We start from the raw sequence: 23,744 nt of genomic DNA on the forward strand, positions 1-23,744 counted from the left end.
TAGCAGCTCCTTAATTTTAGTATATTAAATCATTTAATTTTGATTTTACAAATTCAATATGTGATGATTTATTTTTAACTTCTTTAACTAATAATGCATGATTAGTTAAAGCTTCTAAATCTAATTCATTATTTAATAATTGTTTACCTAATTCACTATCATAAGATGAATATCTTTCTTTTTTAACGTTGTCTAGGAATCCAGTTTCAATTATTCTAGCTGCTGCCTTTAATCCTCTAGCATAAGTGTCCATTCCTGCAATATGAGCTATTAATAAATCTTCTTGTTCAAAGGAAGTTCTTCTAACCTTAGAATCGAAGTTTATTCCACCATCATGTAATCCACCATTCTTTAATACTTCTACCATTGCTAATGTAGTATCATAAACATTAGTTGGGAATTCATCTGTATCCCATCCTAATAATGGATCTCCTTGGTTGGCATCAATTGAACCTAAAGCATTGTAATTTCTAGCTACATTTAATTCATGTTCAAAAGTATGTCCAGCAAGAGTTGCATGGTTTGCTTCAATATTTAACTTAAAGTGTTCCATTAAGTCATATTTTTGAAGGAAAGCTAAAGCTGTAGCTGAATCAAAATCATATTGATGAGTCATTGGCTCTTTTGGTTTTGGTTCAATTAAGAAAGTTAATTTATGATTAATCTTTTCACAGTAAGCTATTGCCATTTTATATAGTCTTGCGATATTTTCTTCTTCGAATTGAATATCTGTGTTTAGTAAAGTTTCGTAACCTTCTCTTCCACCCCAGAATACAAAGTTTTTACCGCCTAATTTTTTGCTTATATCTATACCCTTTTTAACTTGAGCTGCTGACATTGCATATACATCTATATTAGGACTTGATGCTGCACCATTAACATATATAGGATTAGCATGTCTATCTGCTGTATTCCATAAAAGTTTAATGCCTGTCTTATCCATCTTTTCCTTCATGTAATCTGTTATAACGTCTAAGTTATGGAAAAATTCTTCTAAGTTATTTCCAAATGGAGCAACGTCCATATCATGGAAGCAGAAATATTCAACTCCTAATTTTTGTAAAAACTCAAAATTTGCATCAACTTTATTTTTTGCTGTTTGCATTGGATCTTCTGTTAACCAATTTCTTTGATTAACTCCTTTTCCAAATGGATCTGCTCCATCATTGCAGAAAGTGTGCCAGTAAGCAACTGCAAATTTTAAATGTTCTTTCATTGGTTTTCCTAAAACTATTTCCTCAGGATTGTAATGACGAAATGCAAACATATTGTCTGTATCTGGTCCTTCATATTTTATAGCTTGTACGTTAGTAAAGAATTCCATATTTTCACCTCATTTTAATTAGTTAGTTTTCCTATCTAACTTAATGATACACCTAGATTTTTGCTATGTCAATGTTTACATTGACTATTTTTTCTCTTTTTTATCCAAATATAGCTTTTGAACTTTTTAAAATGCTATGCTATATTATTTATAAACAATCAATAAGGATGGTACTCTATGGATAATAAATTTAACATTAGAAAGGCTAATATAGTTGAAATATTAAAGCTGCTTTTTAATACTCCAAATATATCTAGAATAGATATCTCAAAACTTATAAATCTTAATAAAGCTAGTGTTTCTGAAATTATTAGTTTATTAGTTGAAGAGGAAATTGTTTCTGAAATAGGAATTGGAAATGGTAGTTCTAGTGGTGGACGAAAGCCTATTCTTCTTAAATTAAATGAAAAAGCAGGTCTTAGTCTTAGTATTGACTTAGGTACTAATTATATTGGTTTTTTGCTTACGGACTTAAATAAAAATATCATAGCTTATGAACACTATGAAACAGTTGTAAATAAAGATAATGTAGTTGATATTATAGTTAATACAATTAACTCTTTGCAAAACTATATAGACCAATATAAATATGGACTAATTGGAGTCAGTCTTGCTATTCATGGTAGAGTCTATAAAGATTCTATTAAATTTACTCCATATTACAATTTAGATAAGATAAATTTAAAAGAAGAATTACATAAAATTCTACCTAATATAAGATTCCATCTTGAAAATGAATCTAATTTAGCTGCTATTGGGGAATTTGAAAACTCTGAAGAAAAATTAAAGAATTCTATCGTAATAAATGTTCATTCAGGAATAGGATCTGGAATTATTATTAACAAAAAACTTTATACTGGTTTTGAAGGACGTTCAGGTGAAATAGGACATATGGTTCTTGTGCCTAATGGTAAAAAATGCCCTTGTGGTAATAAGGGATGCTTTGAACAATACTGTTCTATCCCAGCCTTATTAGAAGAATTTAATAGTAAATCTAATTTTAAGGTTAACACAGTAAAAGAACTTTGTAGCTTATACACTTCTAATAATAAAGAAGCTGTTGATGTAATTTCAAATAATATAGAATTAATGGCTATAGGCATAACTAATATATTTAATTTATTTGCTCCTGATAATATATTTATACATAGTGAATTAATAGATTATATACCAGAATACTTAAATTTAGTTAATGATAAAATTAACTCAATTTTTTCTAAGGATGTTACTCTTCTTCCAAATAAATTAGACGGAAAATCAAACTTATTTGGAGGTATAACCCGTTGTATTTATGACTTCTTAAATGAATTTCCAGATATAATTTAAGGATTAATAATAGCTATATCAAAATCATTTGATATAGCTATTATTTTTTATACATTTAATTGTTTTATTCTTCAAAGCTCCATCCCATTATTTAAACTTAATAAGTAATAATATTATAGATTATTATGTTATTTGTTACAAAATTATTTATATACATAAAAAATTAAATCTTGTTCTCTTTAATTCTTTCTATTAGCATCTTGATATTTTCTTCTATTTTTTTTGCAATAGCAATAAATTCTTCATCAGATTTACCAGTAGGGTCTTCAAGTCCCCAATCCTCTATATGATTGGCTAATACAACTGGACATACAACATTACATCCCATTTTTATAACTATATCTACCTTTGGTATGTCACTAATTAACTTAGATTTTTGACTTTCATTCATATCTATTCCATATAATTGCTTAATTATTCTTACTGCATCTTGATTAATTTCTGGTTTAGTTTCAGTTCCTGCTGAATAGCTTTCAAAAACATCTGATCCATGCAACTTTCCTAGTGCCTCTGCCATTTGAGATCTACATGAATTATGAACACAAATAAATGCTACCTTTTTCTTCATTTTTATTCTCCTTAAAACAACTTTATTCTTTTATTTATTATTAATATAGATTGTTATTAATACCTTGTCAATAAACTGAATTCCTAAAAATATCCAAACTTTTTGAACAAAAAAGCTCGGTAAAATACCGAGCTTTCATATAACTATTAATTATTCTCTATTATTTTTTACTTATATTTACTTACTTCTTCTCTTAGCTAGTTCATATAATGTATGCACTGGTGCACCTGTTCCACCCTTTACTCCTAAGTTACTATTACTTGAAGTCCATGCTGTTCCAGCTATATCTAAGTGTAGCCAAGGCTTGTCTTGAACGAATGCTTCTATGAATAATCCTGCTGTTATTGTTCCTGCAAATCTTCCGCCACTGTTCTTTAAATCTGCTATATGAGATTCAATTAATTTCTTATAATCATCAAAAGCAGGTAATTGCCACATCTTATCTCCAGTATATTCTGAAGCTGCTTTTAATTCATTATAGAATTCATCATTGTTAGTTACTACTGCTGTAGTAGTTTCCCCTAAAGCAACTAAAGCTGCACCTGTTAATGTTGCTAAATCAATAACTTCATTAACATTTTCTTTTGTAATTATATAGTGAATAGCATCTACTAAAGTTAATCTTCCTTCAGCATCTGTATTATCTACTTCTATAGTCTTACCAGCCATTGAACCTATTACTTCACCTGGCTTATATGCATCACCAGAAACTAAGTTTTCACAAGATGCTATAACTGCTATTACATTAAGCTTTAATCCTCTTTTAGCAATTATGGACATTGCTCCTATAACTGAAGCCGCACCACCCATATCTGATTTCATATCTTTCATACTATTGCTTGGCTTAAGTGAATATCCACCTGAATCATAAGTTAATCCCTTACCTACAAGTCCAAGAACATTTTCCTTATTATCATTATCTCCAAAGTATCTCATTACTATAAGTTTAGGTTCCTTAGAAGAACCCTTAGCTACATTATAGAATGCTTCCATCTTTAAAGCTTTTATTTCCTCAACTCCATGAACTTCTACTTCAAATCCACTTTCTTTACCAACATTAACTGCTGCTTCTGCTAAAGTTTCTGGATAAATTACATTTGATGGTTCATTAACTAAGTTTCTTGCAATTACTATTCCCTTAGCTATTTCAACACCTTCATTTATAGCATCTTCTATTTCCTTTGTAGCTTCTTTTATTCCACATCTAGAAATTGAAACATTTAATTCTTTTTCTTCTTTAGCATCTGTTTTATACTTATTGAATGTATAATTAGCTAATTCAGCAGAACTTGCCATAGACTTTATTAACTCTTCAAGTTTTATAGTTTCAGTATGAGGCACTCTTAAGAATATATTTGTAAGCCCTAATGCCTTTATCTTTTTTATTCCTTTTCCTGTAGCTTCCCTAACTTTATCTAAGTTTAATTCTTCTTCCTTTCCTAATCCAACTAATAATACATTTTGAATGGTATCATTAATTGATCTTGTGAAAGTATATACTTCTCCATTTTTTCCATTGAATAATTCTTTTGCTTCTGCAAATTTTATATTTTTATTTAACTCTTCATTTGATACTTGTAATTTACCTTCTAATAGATATATGACTAAAGCATCTGCTGTTGAACAAGTTAAACTCTTATAGTTTATACTCATTTAATCACCTCATTTTAACTTTCTTTTACTCATAATACCACTATTAGTAAATCTATTCAATGGATAATAATTATTATTTACTTTATTTTTTGAAAATTTATTATATTTTATGTATAAAAATTTTTACATTGTTAATAATACTAATGTAGATACAAAAACCTGTTTATACAGGTCCCATCCCCCATTTATTTATAAAGCGCTTCGGCGCTTTTTTATTTCTTTCTATCTTATGTAAACTTATTAATTTAATGATATAATTTAAAATATAAATTTTAAAAAAAGAAAGGATCAAATCTATGAAAATAATAAGAAATATGAAAGCACTTGTATTTTTCTCATTGCTTCTAGCCTTTATGACTATTGCTAATGGGTGCTCTGGAGTTAATAAAGCAGAGAAAACCTTTAATACTTTCACTGAAAAATGGGCAGAATCTGACTATTCATCTATGTATCAAATGTTAACTAATGAATCTAAAGAATACATCTCTGAAGAAGAATTTGTTTCAAGATATACTAATATCTTTGAAGCAATAAATGCGAATAATTTATTATTTGAAACTAATGGCGATCCTCTAAAAGAAGATGGGATTATAACAATTCCTTTTAAATTAAATATGAACTCTATAACTGGTGACTTATCTCTTGAGGATTACAAATTATCTGTTATTAAAGAAGACAAAGAATATAAAGTAAAATGGAATGAAAGCTTAATTTTTCCTAATATGATAAAGGATGATAAGATTAGAGTTTCAACAACTCAAGCTAAAAGAGGTAATATCCTTGATAGAAACGGAAAGGTATTGGCAGAAGATGGAACTATCTATACAGTTGGTATTTATCCTTCTAATTTTAATAAATCAAACATAGAATCTAAGATTACTGAAATTGCTAATGTGTTAGATATAAGCGAAGATAATATTACTACTAAACTAGAGGCTAATACTAACCCTGAACACTTTATTCCTCTTGTAGATATATTAACTACAGATCCAAAGATATCTACCTTAAAAAATAGAGATGGTGATGGAATACTCCTTCAAGAAAAAGTAGGTAGAATTTATTATGGCGGAGAATCCTTTGGAAGACTTATTGGTTATATAGGAAGTATTACTGCTGAAGAATTAGAAGCAAATTCTGATAAAGGTTATAATGATACAAGCCTTATTGGTAAAGCTGGTTTAGAGCAAGTATATGAAGATACCTTAAGAGGTACAGATGCTGGTGAAATTTATATAGAACGTGGAATGGAAAAAATAAATATAGCTAGTACTGAAGTTGTAAACGGAAAAGATATTAAATTAGCAATTGATTATGATCTTCAAAATAAAATATATAGTGAAATGTCTGGAGAAAAGGGAGCTGCTACTGCTGTTAATCCTAAAACTGGAGAAGTTATAGCTATGGTAAGTGCACCTTCATATGATTCAAATACCTTTACTACTTATATAAGTAAAACTCAAAAAGCTAAATGGGAAGAAAATAATCATGCAGATGAAACAAATAGATTTAATAAAGTTTATTCTCCTGGTTCTACTATGAAGCTATTAACTTCAATAATAGGTTTAGAAAATGCTGCTATAAATGCAAATGAAGCTAAAGATATTCAAGGATTAAAGTGGCAAAAGGATAGTTCTTGGGGTGATTATAAAGTTACTAGAGTAATAGACCCTGGAAAGGCTATAACCTTAAAGGATGCTGCTAACTATTCAGATAATATTTACTATGCCCAAGTAGCATTAGACCTTGGAAGCGAAAAGTTTATTAATGGTCTTAAGGGCTTTGGTATAGGAGAAGAATTAACCTTTGAATATCCAATGGAAGCTTCACAAATTTCTAATGATGGAGAAATAAATAGAGACATACTTCTAGCAGATACAGGATATGGACAAGGTGAAGTTATGGTAACACCACTTCATATTTCATTATTCTATAGTACTCTATCAAATTCAGGTAATATGATGCAACCTAGATTGGTTATAAGTGAAAATCCAGAAGCAAAAGTATGGAAAGAAGGTTTAATATCACAAAATAACCTGCCAACTTTAATTAATGCATTTACAGCTTCTATTAATGATGCTGGTGCTACTATGCCTGATGGAGCTGTTTCTGGACATAGAGTTGCTGGTAAATCAGGTACTGCTGAAATTAAATCATCTCAAGATGATGAAAATGGAACTGAAAATGGATGGTTTGTTTCTACAGATCCAGACTCCTCTAAAATTTCAATTTCTATGATAATTGAGAATGTAAAAGATAGAGGTGGTAGCCATGTTACTATACCTAAGGTAAGAAATGTAATGGAATATTACCTTAATAGGTAAGAAGCAATAGATGATAGTGAATAGATAATAGTTAATATTATGTTGTAATTCTTTGTATTTTATGGTTAATATATGATAAATAATGTATAATAACTGTTGTATGAAGGAGGGATATTTATGTCAGAATTTTATGCGTTTCAGTTAAACTATTTATTACGTATTCTAATTGCTGCACTATGTGGACTAGCCATTGGTCTTGAACGTGAATTTAAAATGAAAGATGCAGGAATAAGAACACATTTCATAGTTGCAATAGGTTCCGCACTTATAATGATTGTTTCTAAATATGGTTTTACTGATCAAATTGGGTGGAGTAATTTATCAGTTGATCCAGGGCGTACAGCTGCTCAAGTTGTATCTGGAGTTGGTTTTATAGGTGCAGGATTAATATTCTTAAAGGAAAGAAGTATAATCGGATTAACTACAGCTGCTGGTGTGTGGACAACTGCTGGAATAGGCTTAGCTATTGGCTCAGGTCTATATATCATCGGCTTAGGTTCTACTGTTTTTATAATTCTCGGACAATTAGTATTACACAGAAAAACAAAGTGGTTAGCTCCTATTAAAACTCAAATATTAAATTTACAAATAGAAGGTAACTCAAACTCTATTAAAGATATAAAAGATATATTTGAAAAAGAAAATTTACCTATTCTTAAATTTAAAGGGAAATATACTAATAATTCAAATGCCTTAACTGATTTAAAACTTGAAATAAAAGTAGATGATGATTTTGATAATTTAAAATTACTTTCTATTTTACAAGATATCCAATACGTTAAATCAATAGAATTTTAAATTAATTGTATAAAAAATGTGAGGCTGTCCCAACAGTCTCACATTTCTATTCTAAAACTTCCTAAACTCTTCTCTATTACTTATCTTTACTTTATAAAGACTTCTCCATCTTCAAACTTTTCAATAATTGCTAAGGATTCAACTCTTACACCCATTTCTTCTAATACGCTTCTTCCTTCTTGGAATCCCTTTTCTATTACTATTCCAACTCCAATTAAGTTTGCCTTTGATTGATTAATAATATCTATAAGTCCTTTAGTTGCACAACCTTTAGCTAGAAAATCATCTATTATTAATATATTTTCACCTTCATTTAGGAATTGCTTTCCTACTCTAACCTTATATGTTTTATTTTTAGTAAAGGAATGTACTTCTGATTCATATACCTCTTTATCTAAGTTTAAACTTTCTGTTTTCTTTGCAAATAGCACTGGTACATAATCAAAATATTGTGAAGCAATAGCTGCTATTCCTATACCTGAAGCTTCTATTGTTAGTATCTTGTCTATTTTTTCACCTTTAAATCTATTTCTGAATTCTTTACCAACTTCATTTAAGAACTTTACATCCATTTGATGATTTAAAAAGGAATCAACCTTTAATATATTTCCTTCTCTAACTTTTCCTTTGTTCATTATCATTTCTTTTAATAATTCCATGTATATTTCTCCTCTACTACTTAATAATATAGTATTCTAGAAGCCTGTCCTCTTATATCTTCAGTAATAAAGTCAAAAAAACCCGTGACAATATTTTCTTCGTAGTTAGGATATTTACGGTTTCCTAGTAGAAACACTTGAACCATATTTTCAAGCATATACGAATACTATAATATTCTTTTTTATAATTATAATCTTTTGAATAAAAAAAGCAAGTTTAATAATTTAAGATAATTATGTTACCAGTTCTTAAGCTTTCTTGAACATCAATTATTCTTTGATTAGTTGAGCCTCTAAATTTTAAACCTTCAATAGCATTTTCTTCTTCAAATCTGCCATCAACTAATACATCCAAGTTATATATTAAATCCTTCCAGCCACTTCTTTTTTCTAAATTATCAAGTATATGTTCAAAGGTATATCCTGTATAACTCCAAATATTTAACTTCTTTTTCTTAAAAGCTTTAGCCATATAAGCAAATTCTTCAGCTCTTTCAAAGGGATCCCCACCACTAAAAGTTATCCCCTTAATCATAGGATTATTATAAACATCTTCTATAAGTTCATTTATATTTTTCTCTTCTCCCCCTGAAAAATCATGAGTTTCTGGATTAAAGCACCCCTTACAGTTATGATTACAGCCTTGTGAAAAGAATACTCTCCTAATTCCAGGTCCATTAACTAAACTTTCATATGCTATTCCTGCTAATCTAATGGTATCCTTCAATTATTACATCCCCTCTTCTAAATTTAATCTCTTATTTTTATTTTATCACTATATGACTCAATAATACTCCTACTTCTATTTAAAGATTCTGTTACTCTTATTTTTCCCTCTTCTGTTAAATATGAAGCATCATTAATAGTTGCTGGTACTACTTCATAAAATAGTTTTCCATCCTTTCCATACCAATTAACCCATGTTGGTAAATACGTTGGATATTCTACTTTTATTTCCCCTGTGTCTTCATTTTTATTAATTTTAACAAAAACAATTACCCCATCTTCTGTATAAGGATTCTCTATTCTTTCAGTTCTTTGACTAGATAAAAAATTCCCCATAGAATAGATAACTGAAGTTTCGTGAAGACCATCTTCTGATTTAATAACATCTATTGGCTGTAATGAATGAGGGTGAGTTGCAAAAATTATATCAACTCCATTATTAGCTAAGAATTTAGCTATTTCTATTTGAGTTTCATTAGGCTCTAGCTCATATTCATCTCCCCAGTGCATATAAAATATTATAACTTCAGCTCCATTTGCTTTCATCTTATCTATTTCTTCTTTCATATTTTGAAAATCTTCTTCTAAAGAATCTTCTCTAAAAGTATTCATTAATTGATAGATTTCACTTGAAATTGGAGTTCCATTTAATCCCCTAGCTCCCCCTTCACTAGTCATAGTATAGCTATAGGATATAACCCCTAACTTTATCCCTTTTACATCCTTTATTATATATTTATTATTATCAGCACTTGACCTTGTCCCTATTATGTCAAACCCCTTATTTTCTAAAGTTTCTCTAGTTCTATAAAAGCCTCTAATATCTCTATCTAAAGAATGATTATTCATGTTATTAACTACATCTATTCCTGACCACTTCATTGCATCTGCTAATTCATCAGGTGCATTAAAGCTAGGATATCCTGAAAAGCCATAGTTTTCTATACCTGATAAAGTACCTTCTAAATTAGATATGGTTAAATCAACATTGCTTAAATACTCTTTTACATATTGAAGTGTATTTTTAAAATCATAGCTATCACTTTCTACATCATATTGAGTTTCTAATATTTCCTTATGGATTAAAATATCTCCAGTAGCTGCTATTTCTATAGTCTTTATCTTTTCTTTTTCTTCTACTATAGGTTCCACTTCTTTTTCTGGTGCTTCAATCTTATTATTATTTAATTGTCTATTTAATGTTTCTAATTTAGGTATGTAAAATAATCCTACAATTAGTACCATACAAATAATTACAAATAAACTAAGTATTATTTTTCTCTTCATTTTTCCTCCTAATATATCCTTTGTTTCAATTATATCCCAAACCGCAAAATAATAATAGCACACAAAATAATGATTTTGTGTGCTACTTATATAAACTTTATCCTTTTATCTTAACATAGTTTAATCTTCCACCTGCTTTTATTACTTCTATTTCTTTTTCAGTTAAATTAATATAAACACTAAAGAAACTTTCATTAGCCATATTTTTTACTATAGCTTTTCCAGTAACTAAAGCAGATTGAATATCTGTTATTACAAGGTCATCTAAAGGTCCTACTTTATTATAATCTACCTCTGATTCAAACTCCATTGGTATTATTCCATTATTAATAAGATTTGCTTTATGAATCCTTGCAAAAGATTTAGCTATTACTGCTCTAACACCTAAATATAATGGTACAAGAGCTGCATGTTCTCTACTAGACCCTTGTCCATAATTATTTCCTGCTACTATTATTCCACCATTATTTTCTTTTGCACGCTTAGGAAACTCTTTATCAACTGTATTAAAACAGTATTCAGATAAATAAGGTATATTAGATCTAAATGGCAATAACTTAGAATTTGAAGGCATAATATGATCTGTAGTAATATTATCTTCTACCTTAATTAAAACTTTCCCAACTAAAATATCTCCTAGTGCACTATTTACTGGGAATGGTTTTATATTAGGTCCTCTTACTACCTCTACATCTTCTCCATTCTCTGCTGGTTTAATTATCATTGAATCATCTATCAGGAATTCCTCAGGCATTTCTACTGAAATATCTATATCGATTTCCCTAGGATCTGTTAATACTCCATTTATAGCAGAAACTGCTGCTGTTTCTGGACTTACTAAGTATACCTTAGCATTTAAAGTACCACTTCTTCCATAGAAATTTCTATTAAAGGTTCTTAATGATACTCCTTTTGTTCCCGGTGCTTGTCCCATACCTATACATGGACCACATGAATTTTCTAATATTCTTGCTCCTGCACTTATTATATCAGCTAAAGCACCATTTCTTGCTAACATCTCCATAACTTGTCTTGAACCAGGTGCTATAACTAAACTTACATCCTCATGAACTTTCTTTCCCTTTAATATTTTTGCAACCTTCATTAAGTCTTCATAAGAAGAATTTGTACAACTTCCTATGGCTACTTGATCGATTTTTATTTTGCCAATGCTCTCTATTTCTTCAACATTATCTGGACTATGTGGTTTAGCTGCCAAAGGTTTAAGTTCATTTAAATCTATAGTTATCTCTTCATCATAAATAGCATCTTCATCAGGCTTAAATTCAATCCAATCCTCTTCTCTTCCTTGGGCTTTAAAATATTCTAATGTTTTTTCATCACTTGGGAATATTGAAGTAGTAGCCCCAAGCTCTGCTCCCATGTTAGTTATAGTTGCCCTTTGAGGTACAGATAGAGTTTTAACACCTTCTCCTGCATATTCAAAAACTCTAGAAACTCCACCCTTAACTGTTCGTCTTCTTAAAACCTCTAAAATTATATCTTTAGCTGCTACCATAGGTTGTAGCTTTCCAATTAAATTGATTTTACATACCATTGGTGTACTTATATAATAAGCTCCACCTGCCATAGCTAATGCAACATCTAGTCCACCTGCTCCCATTGCAAGCATACCTACTCCACCTGCTGTTGGTGTATGGCTATCTGAACCTATAAGGGTATCTCCTGGAACTGAAAATCTTTCTAAGAAAACTTGATGGCAAATTCCATTACCAGGCTTAGAAAAATAAACTCCATATTTTGATGCTATAGTTTGTATAAATTTATGGTCATCAGCATTTTCAAAACCTTGTTGTAGCATATTATGGTCTATAAATGCTACAGATTTTTTAGTTTTAACTTTATCTATTCCAATAGCCTCTAATTGTAAATAAGCCATAGTGCCTGTAGAATCTTGAGTTAATGTTCTATCTATTTTTATACCTATTTCTTTTCCAGTTTCAACTGTACCTTCAACTAGATGACTTTTTAATATTTTATATACTAAGTTGTCCCCCATTATTTATTGCCCCCTTCCTTAATTTGCACTTTCTTCTTTTAATTTTAAGTATTCCTTATATATCTGTACTAATTCCTTATCAAATAAACTTCTCTTTAATCTTACAGAAGTTGCCCTTACTATTTCAAGGATTCCTTGAGCTGAATTATCATCTAGCTCTATACCATATTCTTTAAACTTATTAACAATCCCAGCTTTACCAGAATGTTTTCCTATTACTATTTGTCTTTCAAGTCCAACTACTCCTGGGTCAAAGGCTTCATAATTCTTTGGATTTTTAATTGCTCCATCTGCATGAATTCCTGATTCATGTGCAAACATATTATCACCAACTATTGCCTTCCATGATGGAAGCATTCTTCCTGAAGCTCTTGATACATATTCTGATACTTCTCTAAACATAGTCGTATCTATATTTCCTTTGTAGCCATATAGGAACATAAGGGACATTAAAACCTCTTCCAAAGCAGCATTACCGGCTCTTTCTCCAAGTCCATTAACAGTAACTCCTACATGAGATGCTCCTCCACGAATACCTGATACTGCATTTGCTGTTGCCATTCCAAAATCATCATGAGTATGCATTTCTATATCAAATCTAGTCTTTTCATATAGATATTTTATATCCTCACATATTTTAAATGGCTCCATTATTCCAACTGTATCACAATATCTAAATCTATCTGCTCCTGCCTTTTTGGCTTCTTCTATAAATTCAACTAAGAATTCTCTATCTGCTCTTGAAGCATCTTCACCGTTTACAGAAACATATAATCCATTTTTCTTAGCAAACTCTACAGACTTCACCATATTTTCTAATACCCATTCTCTAGAAGTCTTAAGTTTATGCTTAATATGAATATCCGAAACAGAAATAGATATAGCTACTGCATCTACTCCACAATCTATAGACTCTTCTATATCTTTAATTACAGCTCTATTCCATGCCATAATACTTGATTTTAAATTCTTCTTTGCAATTTTCTTAATGGCTTCCTTTTCATCTCCACCCATAGTAGGTATACCAACTTCAAGTTGATCTACGCCCATCTCACTTAACATAGTAGCTATTGCAATTTTTTCATCATTTGCAAAAACTACTCCTGCTGTTTGCTCTCCATCCCTTAATGTCGTGTCTACTATAAAGACTTCTTTGCCATTTTTTATATTTTTCACTGACATAAAATTTCCCCCCTTTGATTTAATTTTTTAGCCATTGCCCCAACTGAAAATTCAGTTTTTTCTAAAAATTATTAATAATTATTTTATCATATATACTGATTTCAAACAAGGGAAATACCCTTGATTTATATAAAAATTGCAAGTTTTAATATAATTATTTCACTTTTACCTATTAAAACAATTTATTTTTAACTTTTTTCTTACTTTTTTGCAATAAAAACAAAAAATCTTGCAGCTTTAAAAATATAAGAAGTGAGAATTCCTTCTTGCAAGTATTCTCACTTCTTATATTTATGCATTAAAATACATTATAATTATTTCTTTTACTAGAATGAGATATTCTATCTGCTCTTTCTTCATACTTACCTGGTCCAAATCTTTCATCTAAACTTAAATAACCAGTAACTCTTGATATACCTTGAATATCTTCACTTCCACACTTACAACACTTTCTTTCATTGCTATTTAAATATTCTCCACAATTCTTACAATATCTTATGTGAAAATTAATTCCTAAATAGCTTATATTTGTGTTCTTATATGCATAATTTAATATATCCATTATATTTTCCCCAGAAGGTGTATCATCTACTTCTATATAACTTATATGTCCAGCATTGCAAAGCTTATGATAAGGTGCTTCTATATCTATTTTATCCTTTATAGATATTGGATATTTTACAGGTATATGAAAACTATTTGTATAGTAATCTTTATCTGTAACACCCTTTATTACTCCAAATATTTTTTTATCTTGTTTTATAAATTTTCCTGAAAGTCCTTCTGCTGGAGTAGCATAACAGCTCCAATTTAACTTTGTTTCTTCAGTTGTTCTATCTATAAAGCTTCTAATATAACTAACTATTTTTGTTCCTAATTCTCTGGCTTCTATAGTTTCACCATGATGATTCCCTGTTAGAGCAACTAAAGTTTCTGCAAGTCCTATAAATCCTATTCCCCATGTACCTTGCTTTAGTATAGGTTCGATAGAATCCTCTTGAGATAGCCCTTCAGATCCCTTTAGTAATCCTTGCCCAGCCACAAAAGGTAAATCTTTAACTCTAAGGTTCTTTAAAACACTATATCTATGTAATAGTGATTCCTTAGCTAACTCTAATCTTTTATCTAATATTTGAAAGAATTCTTCTACATTACCCTTTGCCTGCATTCCTATTCTAGGTAAATTTATTGTTACAGGTGCAATATTACCTCTACCTTTACAACCTGGTTCACCATTAACATTTTTCATTAAATAAGTTCTACATCCCATAGTTGCTGGCATATAACCTGCATCATAGTATTCCTTATTAAAATCTGCATCTATATTCATAAATGTAGGATTCATCCTTTTAGCAGCCACTTCACAAGCTAACTGATATAGATAATGATATTTATCTTCTGGTTCTCTATTTACTCCTTCTTTAACTCTGAAAATTATATTTGGGAAAATAGGTTGTTCTCCTTTTCCTAAGCCTTTCTCATATTCCTTTAAAAATACTTCGCAAATCAATGCAGCATCATCTGAATTAGGAATTCCTAAATTAATAGAACTAAAAGGAACTTGAGAGCCAGCTCTTGAATGCATTGTATTTAAATTATAAACTATCCCTTGCATAGCTTGATGTACTCTTTCCCTAAGTCTCTTTTCTGTTATAGCTTCAATTCTTTCATTATTAATTCCTAACTCAATAAGTTCATCCTTTATTTCCTTTCTAGTTGGTTCAATAAATATGGACAAATCATTATCAAAATCAGGATGTGATTGACCTCCAAACATATCATTTTGAGAAGATTGTAGCAATATGCAAGAAAGCTCTGCAGCAGTTTCAATTCTTCTTGGTTTTTTAATTGTTCCATATCCAGTATTAAATCCTTTTTCAAGAACTTCTTTTGTTGGTATATGAAGACAATTTATAGTTAAATTATAGCTATCTAAATCATGAAAATATAAATCCCCATTTTCATGGGCTTTTGCTAATTCCTTTGGCATCATAGATAAATTGTGCCATTTATTTGATTCAGATGCTATTCTTAATAATTTTGAACTAAAGTTATTTCCCACATTAGCATTATCCCTATCTGTCTCTACACCTATTTTCTTAATGGCATTCATTAAATCAGATTTTATTTCTCTAATGTGAGTTCTTTCTCTTCTATAGCTAGAGTAAACTGCTTTAATATTTTCATACCCCATATCTACTAAAGCTCTTTCAACTATATTTTGAATTTCTTCAACAGTAATATTTACATTTTTTTCTTTTTCAATATAACTTATTGCTTTTTGTACTATACTTAAAATTTCACTTTCCTTTAGTTTCTCTCCAGTTTCATCCCCAGCCTTTTTAAGGGCATTTGCTATTTTAACAGAATCAAAAGGAACTTCCCTGCCATCCCTCTTTACTACATATAGCATCTCTCATACCTCCCTAACACAATATATTGTATGTTCTTAGTTTTAATTATATTACGTATAAATATTCTTTTCAATTGATAAAAACTTAGTATTCAGTAGCTATATAGAAGCCTTATGGTATATATTTCTAAATTAACCTTTTTTACAAGTATTTAGCTTTTGACAAAATTATAATTCTTTCTACTAAACTATATCAGTATTGATAACATACCAACTATATCAGTATTGATATAGTTATTGATTGTGATATAATTAAAGTATAAATTTTATGTTTTTATAGGAGGATTTTATGCAAAAAATAGCATTAATAGTTGATAGTGCATGCGACTTATCTCTGGAAACAATTAAAGAGAAAAATATTAATTTACTTCCACTTAGAGTTTCATACTCTCATGGAGAATATAAGGATAAAGTAGAAATATCTGCAGATGAAATATATAAGAATTTAGAAACGGAAATTCCTAAGACTTCTCTTCCTAGTGCAGAGGATTTAGAAGAAATTCTTATTTCGTTAGAAAATGATGGATATACTCACGTTATTGCTATAACTATATCTAGTGGGTTATCTGGAACCTTTAATTCAATAAGATTAGCCTTAGAGGATCATCCTAAATTAACATCTTATGTTTTTGATACAAAAATTTTAGCTATGCCTGAAGGTATAGTTGCAATGGAAGTAGCTAATTTAATTAACTCTGGAAAAACCTTCGAAGAAATAGTGGCTGCTATTCCAACAATAAGAAATAATATTACTGGATATTTCACCGTTAGTACATTAGAATACTTAAAAAAGGGCGGACGTATTGGAAGAGTAGCTGGAACTATAGGTGATATGTTAAACTTAAAACCTATTGTAACTGTTGATGAAAATGGAATTTACTATACCGTTTGTAAGGCTAGAGGTAGAAAACAATCTATGACTAAACTTACTGGTTTATTAAAGGATTCACTTGCTCAAGGTCCTTGTAATGTTTGGGTTCTCCATGCTGGAGTTTTAGAAGAAGCTAAAATGTTCTTAAATACATTAAAAGATTTAGATAATATAGTAAGTATTGATATTTCACAAATCAGTCCTGCTTTAGGAGTTCATGGAGGACCTGGTTTGCTTGGTCTAGCAATTCAAAAGGTAGATTAATATGAAGGATTTTAATCTTCATTTAAGTAGCATAGAAGATATAAAAGAAGAAGAAAAAAGGCTTCAGCAAGAATATCAACAAAAACTTGCTGAGCTGAAAAAAATCCAAAAAGAAAAAGAGTCTGTTGGGCAAGTATTTACGAAAGGTTTATTACCTATATATGTTTTTCATATACTTAGCGTTGGTCCATCCAACGGAAATGATATAGCTACTAAAATAGGCGAAAGAACAAATGGTCTTTGGGTGCCAAGTACTGGTGGAATATATCCATTATTAAAGAAGCTTGAAAAGGAAGAATATATTATTGGACACTGGGACGATCCTAAGAAAAAATTCCAAAAAATTTATTCCTTAACCCCTAAGGGAATCAAAGAATATGAAATAAGAAAGAAACTTTTAAAACAAAAAATCGAAGAATCCTTAAAGGTCTTTAAAATAATTTATAAGGATTTATATAAGTAAGTATTGCTTGTATAAAATGCTTATATTATGAGAAGAATAACACTATTAAACTTATAGGTGGTGTTATTTTTTGAAAGGTAGAGTAATTGATTATAATTTCTTCGAGGCTTTTGTTGAATTAGAAGATGATACTATAGTTAAAGTTCCTTTAAATCAAGTATCAAACTATTTAAATATAGGAGATACCATTAATATTAATTCAAATGTTAATAGTAGTTCTCCAAGTAACAGACCTAAAATAATTCAAGACAAGTTAGTAGATTTCTTTTAAAATTTATTAATAAAAAAATAAAAAGATGCTTGTTAAGCATCTTTTTATTCTGATACGCTAATTGCACTTACTGGGCAACTTGCCTCTGCATCCTTAGCTTCATCTTGATTCTCACTAGGAACATCAGGGTGTGCAGCAACAGCCTTTCCGTCATCATCCATTTCAAATACAGCTTCACATATTGTTGGACATAATCCACATCCAATACATGTATCTTTATCTACATGAGCCTTCATGATTTTCCCTTCTTTCATAAATACTTCAGTATTATTGTTCCCATGAGTTTTAATTTTATGTGTATTAATATAAACCTTCAAAAATTAAAGAATATAAATCATTGTTAATTACATATTCTTCTGCATTTCCTTCTTCTAAGGCTTCTGTTAAGTCAACATTAATAGGTAATTCTCCAAGTAGTGGCACTCCTAAATATTCAGCATGTTCATCTGCTGACTTTTTACTAAATACCTTTATCTTAGTGTCGCAACCTGGGCAATTTATATAAGACATATTTTCTACAACACCTCTTATATCTAACTTCATTTGCTTAGCCATTTCTATAACCTTTTTAACTATCATAGATACCATATCTTGTGGTGTTGATACTATTACAAGTTCTTTAATAGGGAAACTTTGCATAACAGTTAAAGTTATATCCGAAGTTCCAGGTGGCATATCAATTAATAAGTAATCTAATTCTTCCCAAACAGTATCTGTATATAATTGAGTTAATACGCTACTTACCATAGGTCCTCTCCATACTACAGGATCCTCTTCATTAGGTATTAATAAGTTCATAGATAGAACTTTTACTCCACCCTTTGATTCTACTGGATAATATTTAAAGTTATTTTCATCTATGGGTTCTATACGTGCTCTTTTACCATTTATTCCGAAAAATCTAGGCATAGATGGACCTGTAATATCTGCATCTAATACCCCTACTTTATAACCTTTTTTTCTTAATGTACTTGCAAGTATTCCTGTAACTGTAGATTTACCTACTCCACCTTTACCACTTATTACTCCTACAACATTTTTTATCATGCCATATTTAGGTCTTAATTTTGGTGGTTTTTGTTCAAAGTTTAAAACCTTCTTTGGTTTTTCTTCACTAGCTCCATTTGAAAAATCTGACATAATAACACCTCCTACCAGTTTTTTTCTACATCTCTAGGAAGTTCATCTTCCTCATAGATATTAATATTCCATTCTTTATATTGATTTGTGCCAACTACATAATAGTAATATTCAATATTCCCCTTTTTATCTTCTACTGTTATATTACTTTTATATTCTGTTGTGCTATGTCCTCTATTTTTTATCCTTACTATAACGTCAAAATCACTTGAAGTATTCTCTATAAGTCCAATATTAGGTGCTGTTTTTTCAGCCTTTTTTAAAAAGTTTTCTAAATCAGTAGAAAATATATATTTTAAACAATCTACATCATCCCTAATATCTATTCCAACTTTTCTATCCCTATAGTCTAAAGTTCCACTTAATTTATTAATAACATCTAAAATTGGTTGATAATATATGTATTCGAAATCTCTTGGCTTTCTTATTATTGATAAATTTTGAAGAATTCCTTCATCAAGTCTTTTTGAAACAGTAAAACTAGTTTCATCATTATAAAAGTTTCCTTCATAGGCTCCAACTACGTAATTATACTTCTTTATTTCATCACCTAATTTAATTTCAAATATGTAATCTGGTTGTAAGTCTGATTTTGCTTCACTAATCTTAGCATTAGATAAAAGATTATACATACTTTCTATAGCCTTTTCATCTGTTACAAGAAATTTAAAGGATTTGTCTCTAACGCTTTGAATACTTATTTGATCTACTTGTGCAACATTGTCAAAATAATTATTCTTATTTTTAAAACCATTTTTTATATTATCTACAACTCCACATGCTGATAAATTAATTGATAATATAACCATTATTGCAGTTATTAAATATTTTGTTGTTTTCTTCAATAACATCCTTCCCCTCTATATAAAGGTTATCCCTACAATTCATTATAATTAATTAGGAGAAGTATTTACTTCTCCTAACTATAACTAAATTATAATACTTTAACTCTTTAATAGCAAATCTTATTGGTCTTTATATAAAACTCTTAGCTATATATTCAAAAACCACTTTTATACTTTCTTTTTCTTTACCTTCCCTATAAGAAAATTTAATTATAAGAACTTTTCCTTCTGAGTAATCTCTAATATAGTAATTACTAATATCTTTTCCGTTATTTTCAGCTATAAACCTCCAATTATAAAGGTCTTTAACATTTTTATTGATAACTATATTTCCTTTTATATTCTTATAAACAGTATCTATATCACTATTTACAATGGATATACTTCCATATATATCTTCCTTATTATTGAAGGTAGCAATGATATCATCTTTTTTATTGTTTAAATCATCTATATCCCATCCACTTGGCAATGAAAAACTATATTTTCCCTCTCTCAATATATTCTTGTTAAAACTCTGAATATTATTATTTGATATTGCAATTTCTTCTATATTCCTTACGAATAAGTTTTTCATTAAAGCTATAACTACCATAAGAACTACCATTAGGATGATGGTGTAGACCTTTTTATTCATTTAATATACTCATTAGGATGTATAAGTACATTTTATTTGTACCTACTTCATAGGCACAACAACTGTTGAATTTTTAAAATCATAGAACATTAACCAACATCCCATTCCATTTCTAGATTCATCAGAAACCCAAGTTACAAATCCAGTCTTTCCTTCATATGGTTGTTCATCCTTATTCTTTTCTCCAGGAATTCCATATACAATATATCTTAAATTGCCTTCTTCATCACATTTATATCCAAGCATAAAATATTTATGCTTTCTTATATAAGGATAATAATTTAGCATTGGATAATATGCTACTGCATATCTATTGTAGTTAGACATATTGCACATTTCATGCAAATCATTAACAGGTACTTTATACCACTTACAGAATTTAATTTCATCATATTTATTTCTACAGTTTTCAAATCCACTAGCTATACTTTCAAAATATTCACCAACACTACCTCTAATTTTAAATTCGCTGTTTTCTTCTTCTAACTTTTCCTCATATTCATCGAATTTATTCTTTAAATATCCTCTATTTAAATCTTCAATTCCATATAAGCTTCCATCTAAATTTCTATCAAAAGGATTTTGGCTATAATTTGGTTTTTCAAATGGATTATTTTTATCCTCTACTTCTTCATTTAATTTTTCATTACTTCTAGTATCTGTCTCATTAATTTCTATTTTTTCTCTAACAACTTCTTCAGATACTACTTCTGTTTCTTCAATTATTTCTTCTATATCTTCTTCATTTCTAACATCTTCTGTTTTTACTTCTACTTCTATTTCTATTTCTTTTTCTACTCTTTCAACTTCTATTTTTTCTTCTTCTAAAGCACCTATAGAGTCATTTTCTTCTTCTCCTCTATGTTTGTTTTTCTTCTTTTTGTCTTCCTTCTTGATATACTCCATTTTATTCTTGCTCTTATTATGGCTACAATCTATCATCTTATAATTTTTCCAATTATCATTAGGTTGTTCTCCATTAATAAAACCACACATAACTATTATTGGTATACCATTTTTTTCTTTTCCTATAGCAGCTCCTGAAATCTTATCATAAGATATTCCAAGCCCTGCTATATTGTCTAATGGATATTCCTTACTTATTTCTGCCTTACCACCATCTGATACTGATATTTTACCTAAATTCAATATTTTCTTCATATCCTTCTTATTGCATATAGCTAAAATACAATATTCTTCTTCATCCCTTCTTAGATTTTGAGCATAAAAAGAAATCTTGCAAGAATCTCCCTTTGCCTCTATCTTTGAATATCCTGATAAGGTTTTGTCGTTTGAATTAGAGTAGCCTCTTTCATCCTCTTGTAAAATAATAAAATTTCTATACAACTTATTTAATTGTGACAAACCTTTAGAACCTCCATTTTACATTAATTCAATACATTATATGCTACTCATATCTAAATATGTTAAAAATAAAACTCGTGAGATTTTTGTATTTTACTCCAAATTTCTCACGAGCTAATTAACTATTTTAATTTAAGGTATTTATTAATTTTATCAGATAATATAGCAAATTCATCTATAGTTAAGGTTTCTCCCCTTCTCTTTGGATCAACATACGCTTCTTTAAAAGCTAATTCTAAATTTTCTTTAGATAACCCAATATTTTTAACTCCATTCCATAGAGTTTTTCTTCTCATATTAAATGAACTTCTTATTATTTCAAAAAATAATTTTTCATTTTCCACTTTTACCTTTGGTTCTTCCAATCTATCTAACCTAATTACAATAGAATCAACCTTAGGTCTAGGTATAAAGCATTGTGGTGGTACTCTTCTTACTATACTAGTATTACAATAATATTGAACCAATAAAGATAATGAACCATAATCTTTATTTCCTGGTTCTGCATTCATTCTTTCAGCAACTTCCTTTTGAATCATTATAGTTAATGATTTGAAATTATAATTTTCTTTTAATAACTTAACTATAATTGGTGTTGTTACATAGTAAGGTAAATTAGCTACTAGCTTTACACTTTTTTCTTCGCCTATAATCTCATTAAAATCAACCTTTAAAGCATCTTTATGTATTAATGTAAATTTAGGATTATCTCCTATTTCTTGAGTTAATATAGGAATTAAATCATTATCTAATTCTATAGCAACCACTTTCTTTGCTTTATTTAATAATTGAACTGTTAATGTACCAACACCAGGTCCTATTTCTATAACTAAATCATTTTCATCCACCTCAGCACCTGAAACTATATCTCTTGGTACTGAATCATCTACTAAGAAATTCTGTCCTAAACTCTTTGAAAATTTAAAGTTATACTTCTTAACTAATTCAGCAGTCTTTACATCTTTAATATCCACTACTTAACCACTCCTAGATTTTTTTCTATTTTTTCTATTGCCGTAATAAATTCTTCTTTACTTATAGCATATTTATTTAATCTAATTAACATTTGATTAGCATTTCCATATCCAATTCCAAGTTCTTTTCCTAGCATTAGTCTTCTCTTTTTAGAATTAATATCTCCTGTTAATTTAAAATAAAACATATCTTCTGAAGTAAATATTTCTTCAATTACCTCTTCTGATGCTTTTGCTCTATTTAAAGCCTCAATTATTACTTCTGGAGATGCATTTTCAACTCCAATATCATCGCCTTTAATTCCGTCCTCTTGTGCAATATAGGCATGTTTTATTCCCTTAACTCTTTTTGATATTATGTTTCTTATTTTTTCTCCTGCAAAATCCGGATCAGTTAATACTATTACACCTTTTCTTTTCTGAGCTTCTCTTATTCTATCTATAACTTTAGCATTAATTCCAAAGCCTCCTACAGCTATAACTTCCGCATCTACTGCTTGTTTAACCGCTGTAATATCATCTCTGCCCTCAACTACAATAACTTCCTTTATCAAAATATTAACTTCCTTTCTCCAATATACCTATCTAATAATTTATCCCTATATATCTATTATGTCAAATTATATTGAAAAATAAA

21 protein-coding genes, 1 pseudogene and 1 riboswitch are annotated in these 23,744 nt (G+C 29.3%); of the genes and pseudogenes, 6 read left to right on the forward strand and 16 right to left on the reverse strand.

Going from position 1 to position 23,744, the window contains the following annotated elements:
• Positions 1 to 16 precede the first annotated feature (16 nt).
• Entirely contained in the window at positions 17 to 1,324 is a 1,308-nt protein-coding gene (gene xylA, locus HUJ77_RS01125; RefSeq protein WP_291706728.1) for a xylose isomerase, read from the reverse strand.
• A 177-nt stretch (positions 1,325 to 1,501) separates the two neighbouring features.
• Here xylA and HUJ77_RS01130 point away from each other — a divergent pair, with 177 nt between their 5' ends.
• Entirely contained in the window at positions 1,502 to 2,650 is a 1,149-nt protein-coding gene (locus HUJ77_RS01130; protein WP_291706729.1) for an ROK family protein, read from the forward strand.
• A 163-nt stretch (positions 2,651 to 2,813) separates the two neighbouring features.
• Here HUJ77_RS01130 and HUJ77_RS01135 read toward each other — a convergent pair whose 3' ends face one another.
• Together HUJ77_RS01135 and HUJ77_RS01140 are read right to left on the reverse strand one after the other, a co-directional pair.
• Entirely contained in the window at positions 2,814 to 3,218 is a 405-nt protein-coding gene (locus tag HUJ77_RS01135; RefSeq protein ID WP_291706730.1) for an arsenate reductase ArsC, read from the reverse strand.
• Between the two features lie 177 nt (positions 3,219 to 3,395).
• Positions 3,396 to 4,871, reverse strand: coding sequence for a leucyl aminopeptidase (locus tag HUJ77_RS01140; RefSeq protein WP_291706731.1), 1,476 nt, complete (start codon positions 4,869 to 4,871; stop codon positions 3,396 to 3,398).
• Between the two features lie 296 nt (positions 4,872 to 5,167).
• On the opposite strand from HUJ77_RS01140, the gene HUJ77_RS01145 reads away from it, so the two are divergent.
• Both HUJ77_RS01145 and HUJ77_RS01150 read left to right on the forward strand, forming a co-directional pair.
• Positions 5,168 to 7,192 (forward strand): penicillin-binding transpeptidase domain-containing protein, encoded by a 2,025-nt coding sequence (locus tag HUJ77_RS01145; protein WP_291706732.1) that lies wholly within the window; start codon positions 5,168 to 5,170, stop codon positions 7,190 to 7,192.
• Between the two features lie 117 nt (positions 7,193 to 7,309).
• A complete protein-coding gene (locus tag HUJ77_RS01150) occupies positions 7,310 to 7,990 on the forward strand; it encodes an MgtC/SapB family protein (protein ID WP_291706733.1) in 681 nt (226 codons plus the stop codon).
• Between the two features lie 86 nt (positions 7,991 to 8,076).
• Here HUJ77_RS01150 and HUJ77_RS01155 read toward each other — a convergent pair whose 3' ends face one another.
• The 6 genes from HUJ77_RS01155 to HUJ77_RS01180 form a co-directional block, all read right to left on the reverse strand.
• Positions 8,077 to 8,649 (reverse strand): xanthine phosphoribosyltransferase, encoded by a 573-nt coding sequence (locus tag HUJ77_RS01155; protein ID WP_291706734.1) that lies wholly within the window; start codon positions 8,647 to 8,649, stop codon positions 8,077 to 8,079.
• 82 nt (positions 8,650 to 8,731) lie between these two features.
• Positions 8,732 to 8,833, reverse strand: a riboswitch (purine riboswitch).
• 33 nt (positions 8,834 to 8,866) lie between these two features.
• Positions 8,867 to 9,376, reverse strand: a complete 510-nt coding sequence (nrdG, locus tag HUJ77_RS01160) for an anaerobic ribonucleoside-triphosphate reductase activating protein (RefSeq protein ID WP_291706735.1) — start codon at positions 9,374 to 9,376, stop codon at positions 8,867 to 8,869.
• Positions 9,377 to 9,399: 23 nt separating this feature from the next.
• Entirely contained in the window at positions 9,400 to 10,662 is a 1,263-nt protein-coding gene (locus HUJ77_RS01165; protein WP_291706736.1) for a CapA family protein, read from the reverse strand.
• A 97-nt stretch (positions 10,663 to 10,759) separates the two neighbouring features.
• Positions 10,760 to 12,682: an aconitate hydratase gene (locus HUJ77_RS01170; RefSeq protein ID WP_291706737.1), complete on the reverse strand. Its 1,923-nt coding sequence runs from the start codon at positions 12,680 to 12,682 to the stop codon at positions 10,760 to 10,762.
• Positions 12,683 to 12,700: 18 nt separating this feature from the next.
• Complete coding sequence (nifV, locus tag HUJ77_RS01175) at positions 12,701 to 13,864, reverse strand: homocitrate synthase (RefSeq protein WP_291706738.1); 1,164 nt, start codon at positions 13,862 to 13,864, stop codon at positions 12,701 to 12,703.
• Between the two features lie 298 nt (positions 13,865 to 14,162).
• Positions 14,163 to 16,277: an anaerobic ribonucleoside triphosphate reductase gene (locus tag HUJ77_RS01180; protein ID WP_291706739.1), complete on the reverse strand. Its 2,115-nt coding sequence runs from the start codon at positions 16,275 to 16,277 to the stop codon at positions 14,163 to 14,165.
• A 289-nt stretch (positions 16,278 to 16,566) separates the two neighbouring features.
• Between HUJ77_RS01180 and HUJ77_RS01185 the strand changes: the two genes are divergently transcribed.
• The 3 genes from HUJ77_RS01185 to HUJ77_RS01195 all read left to right on the forward strand — a co-directional run bounded on the left by HUJ77_RS01185 (position 16,567) and on the right by HUJ77_RS01195 (position 18,146).
• Entirely contained in the window at positions 16,567 to 17,412 is an 846-nt protein-coding gene (locus HUJ77_RS01185) for a DegV family protein (RefSeq protein WP_291706740.1), read from the forward strand.
• Position 17,413: 1 nt separating this feature from the next.
• Positions 17,414 to 17,875, forward strand: a complete 462-nt coding sequence (locus HUJ77_RS01190; protein WP_291706741.1) for a PadR family transcriptional regulator — start codon at positions 17,414 to 17,416, stop codon at positions 17,873 to 17,875.
• Positions 17,876 to 17,945: 70 nt separating this feature from the next.
• A complete protein-coding gene (locus HUJ77_RS01195) occupies positions 17,946 to 18,146 on the forward strand; it encodes a hypothetical protein (RefSeq protein WP_291706742.1) in 201 nt (66 codons plus the stop codon).
• Positions 18,147 to 18,190: 44 nt separating this feature from the next.
• On the opposite strand, the gene HUJ77_RS01200 is transcribed toward HUJ77_RS01195, so the two are convergent.
• The 7 genes and pseudogenes from HUJ77_RS01200 to rnmV all read right to left on the reverse strand — a co-directional run bounded on the left by HUJ77_RS01200 (position 18,191) and on the right by rnmV (position 23,661).
• Positions 18,191 to 18,382, reverse strand: a complete 192-nt coding sequence (locus HUJ77_RS01200) for a ferredoxin (RefSeq protein WP_291706743.1) — start codon at positions 18,380 to 18,382, stop codon at positions 18,191 to 18,193.
• Between the two features lie 64 nt (positions 18,383 to 18,446).
• A pseudogene (locus tag HUJ77_RS01205) lies at positions 18,447 to 19,199 on the reverse strand (Mrp/NBP35 family ATP-binding protein); the annotation flags it as partial.
• 98 nt (positions 19,200 to 19,297) lie between these two features.
• On the reverse strand, positions 19,298 to 20,131 hold the full coding sequence (locus HUJ77_RS01210; RefSeq protein WP_291706744.1) for a hypothetical protein: 834 nt from the start codon (positions 20,129 to 20,131) through the stop codon (positions 19,298 to 19,300).
• Between the two features lie 130 nt (positions 20,132 to 20,261).
• The gene (locus HUJ77_RS01215; protein ID WP_291706745.1) at positions 20,262 to 20,768 is read right to left on the reverse strand and encodes a hypothetical protein; all 507 of its coding nucleotides are present in this window, start codon (positions 20,766 to 20,768) and stop codon (positions 20,262 to 20,264) included.
• A gap of 42 nt (positions 20,769 to 20,810) precedes the next feature.
• Complete coding sequence (locus HUJ77_RS01220) at positions 20,811 to 22,133, reverse strand: hypothetical protein (RefSeq protein WP_291706746.1); 1,323 nt, start codon at positions 22,131 to 22,133, stop codon at positions 20,811 to 20,813.
• 122 nt (positions 22,134 to 22,255) lie between these two features.
• Entirely contained in the window at positions 22,256 to 23,107 is an 852-nt protein-coding gene (gene rsmA, locus HUJ77_RS01225) for a 16S rRNA (adenine(1518)-N(6)/adenine(1519)-N(6))-dimethyltransferase RsmA (RefSeq protein WP_291706747.1), read from the reverse strand.
• Positions 23,107 to 23,661: a ribonuclease M5 gene (gene rnmV, locus HUJ77_RS01230; RefSeq protein ID WP_291706748.1), complete on the reverse strand. Its 555-nt coding sequence runs from the start codon at positions 23,659 to 23,661 to the stop codon at positions 23,107 to 23,109. Before rnmV ends, rsmA begins: the two co-directional genes overlap by 1 nt.
• Between the last annotated feature and the right edge of the window lie 83 nt (positions 23,662 to 23,744).

The organism is Clostridium sp., from assembly GCF_021443865.1.
GTDB lineage: Bacteria > Bacillota > Clostridia > Clostridiales > Clostridiaceae > Clostridium.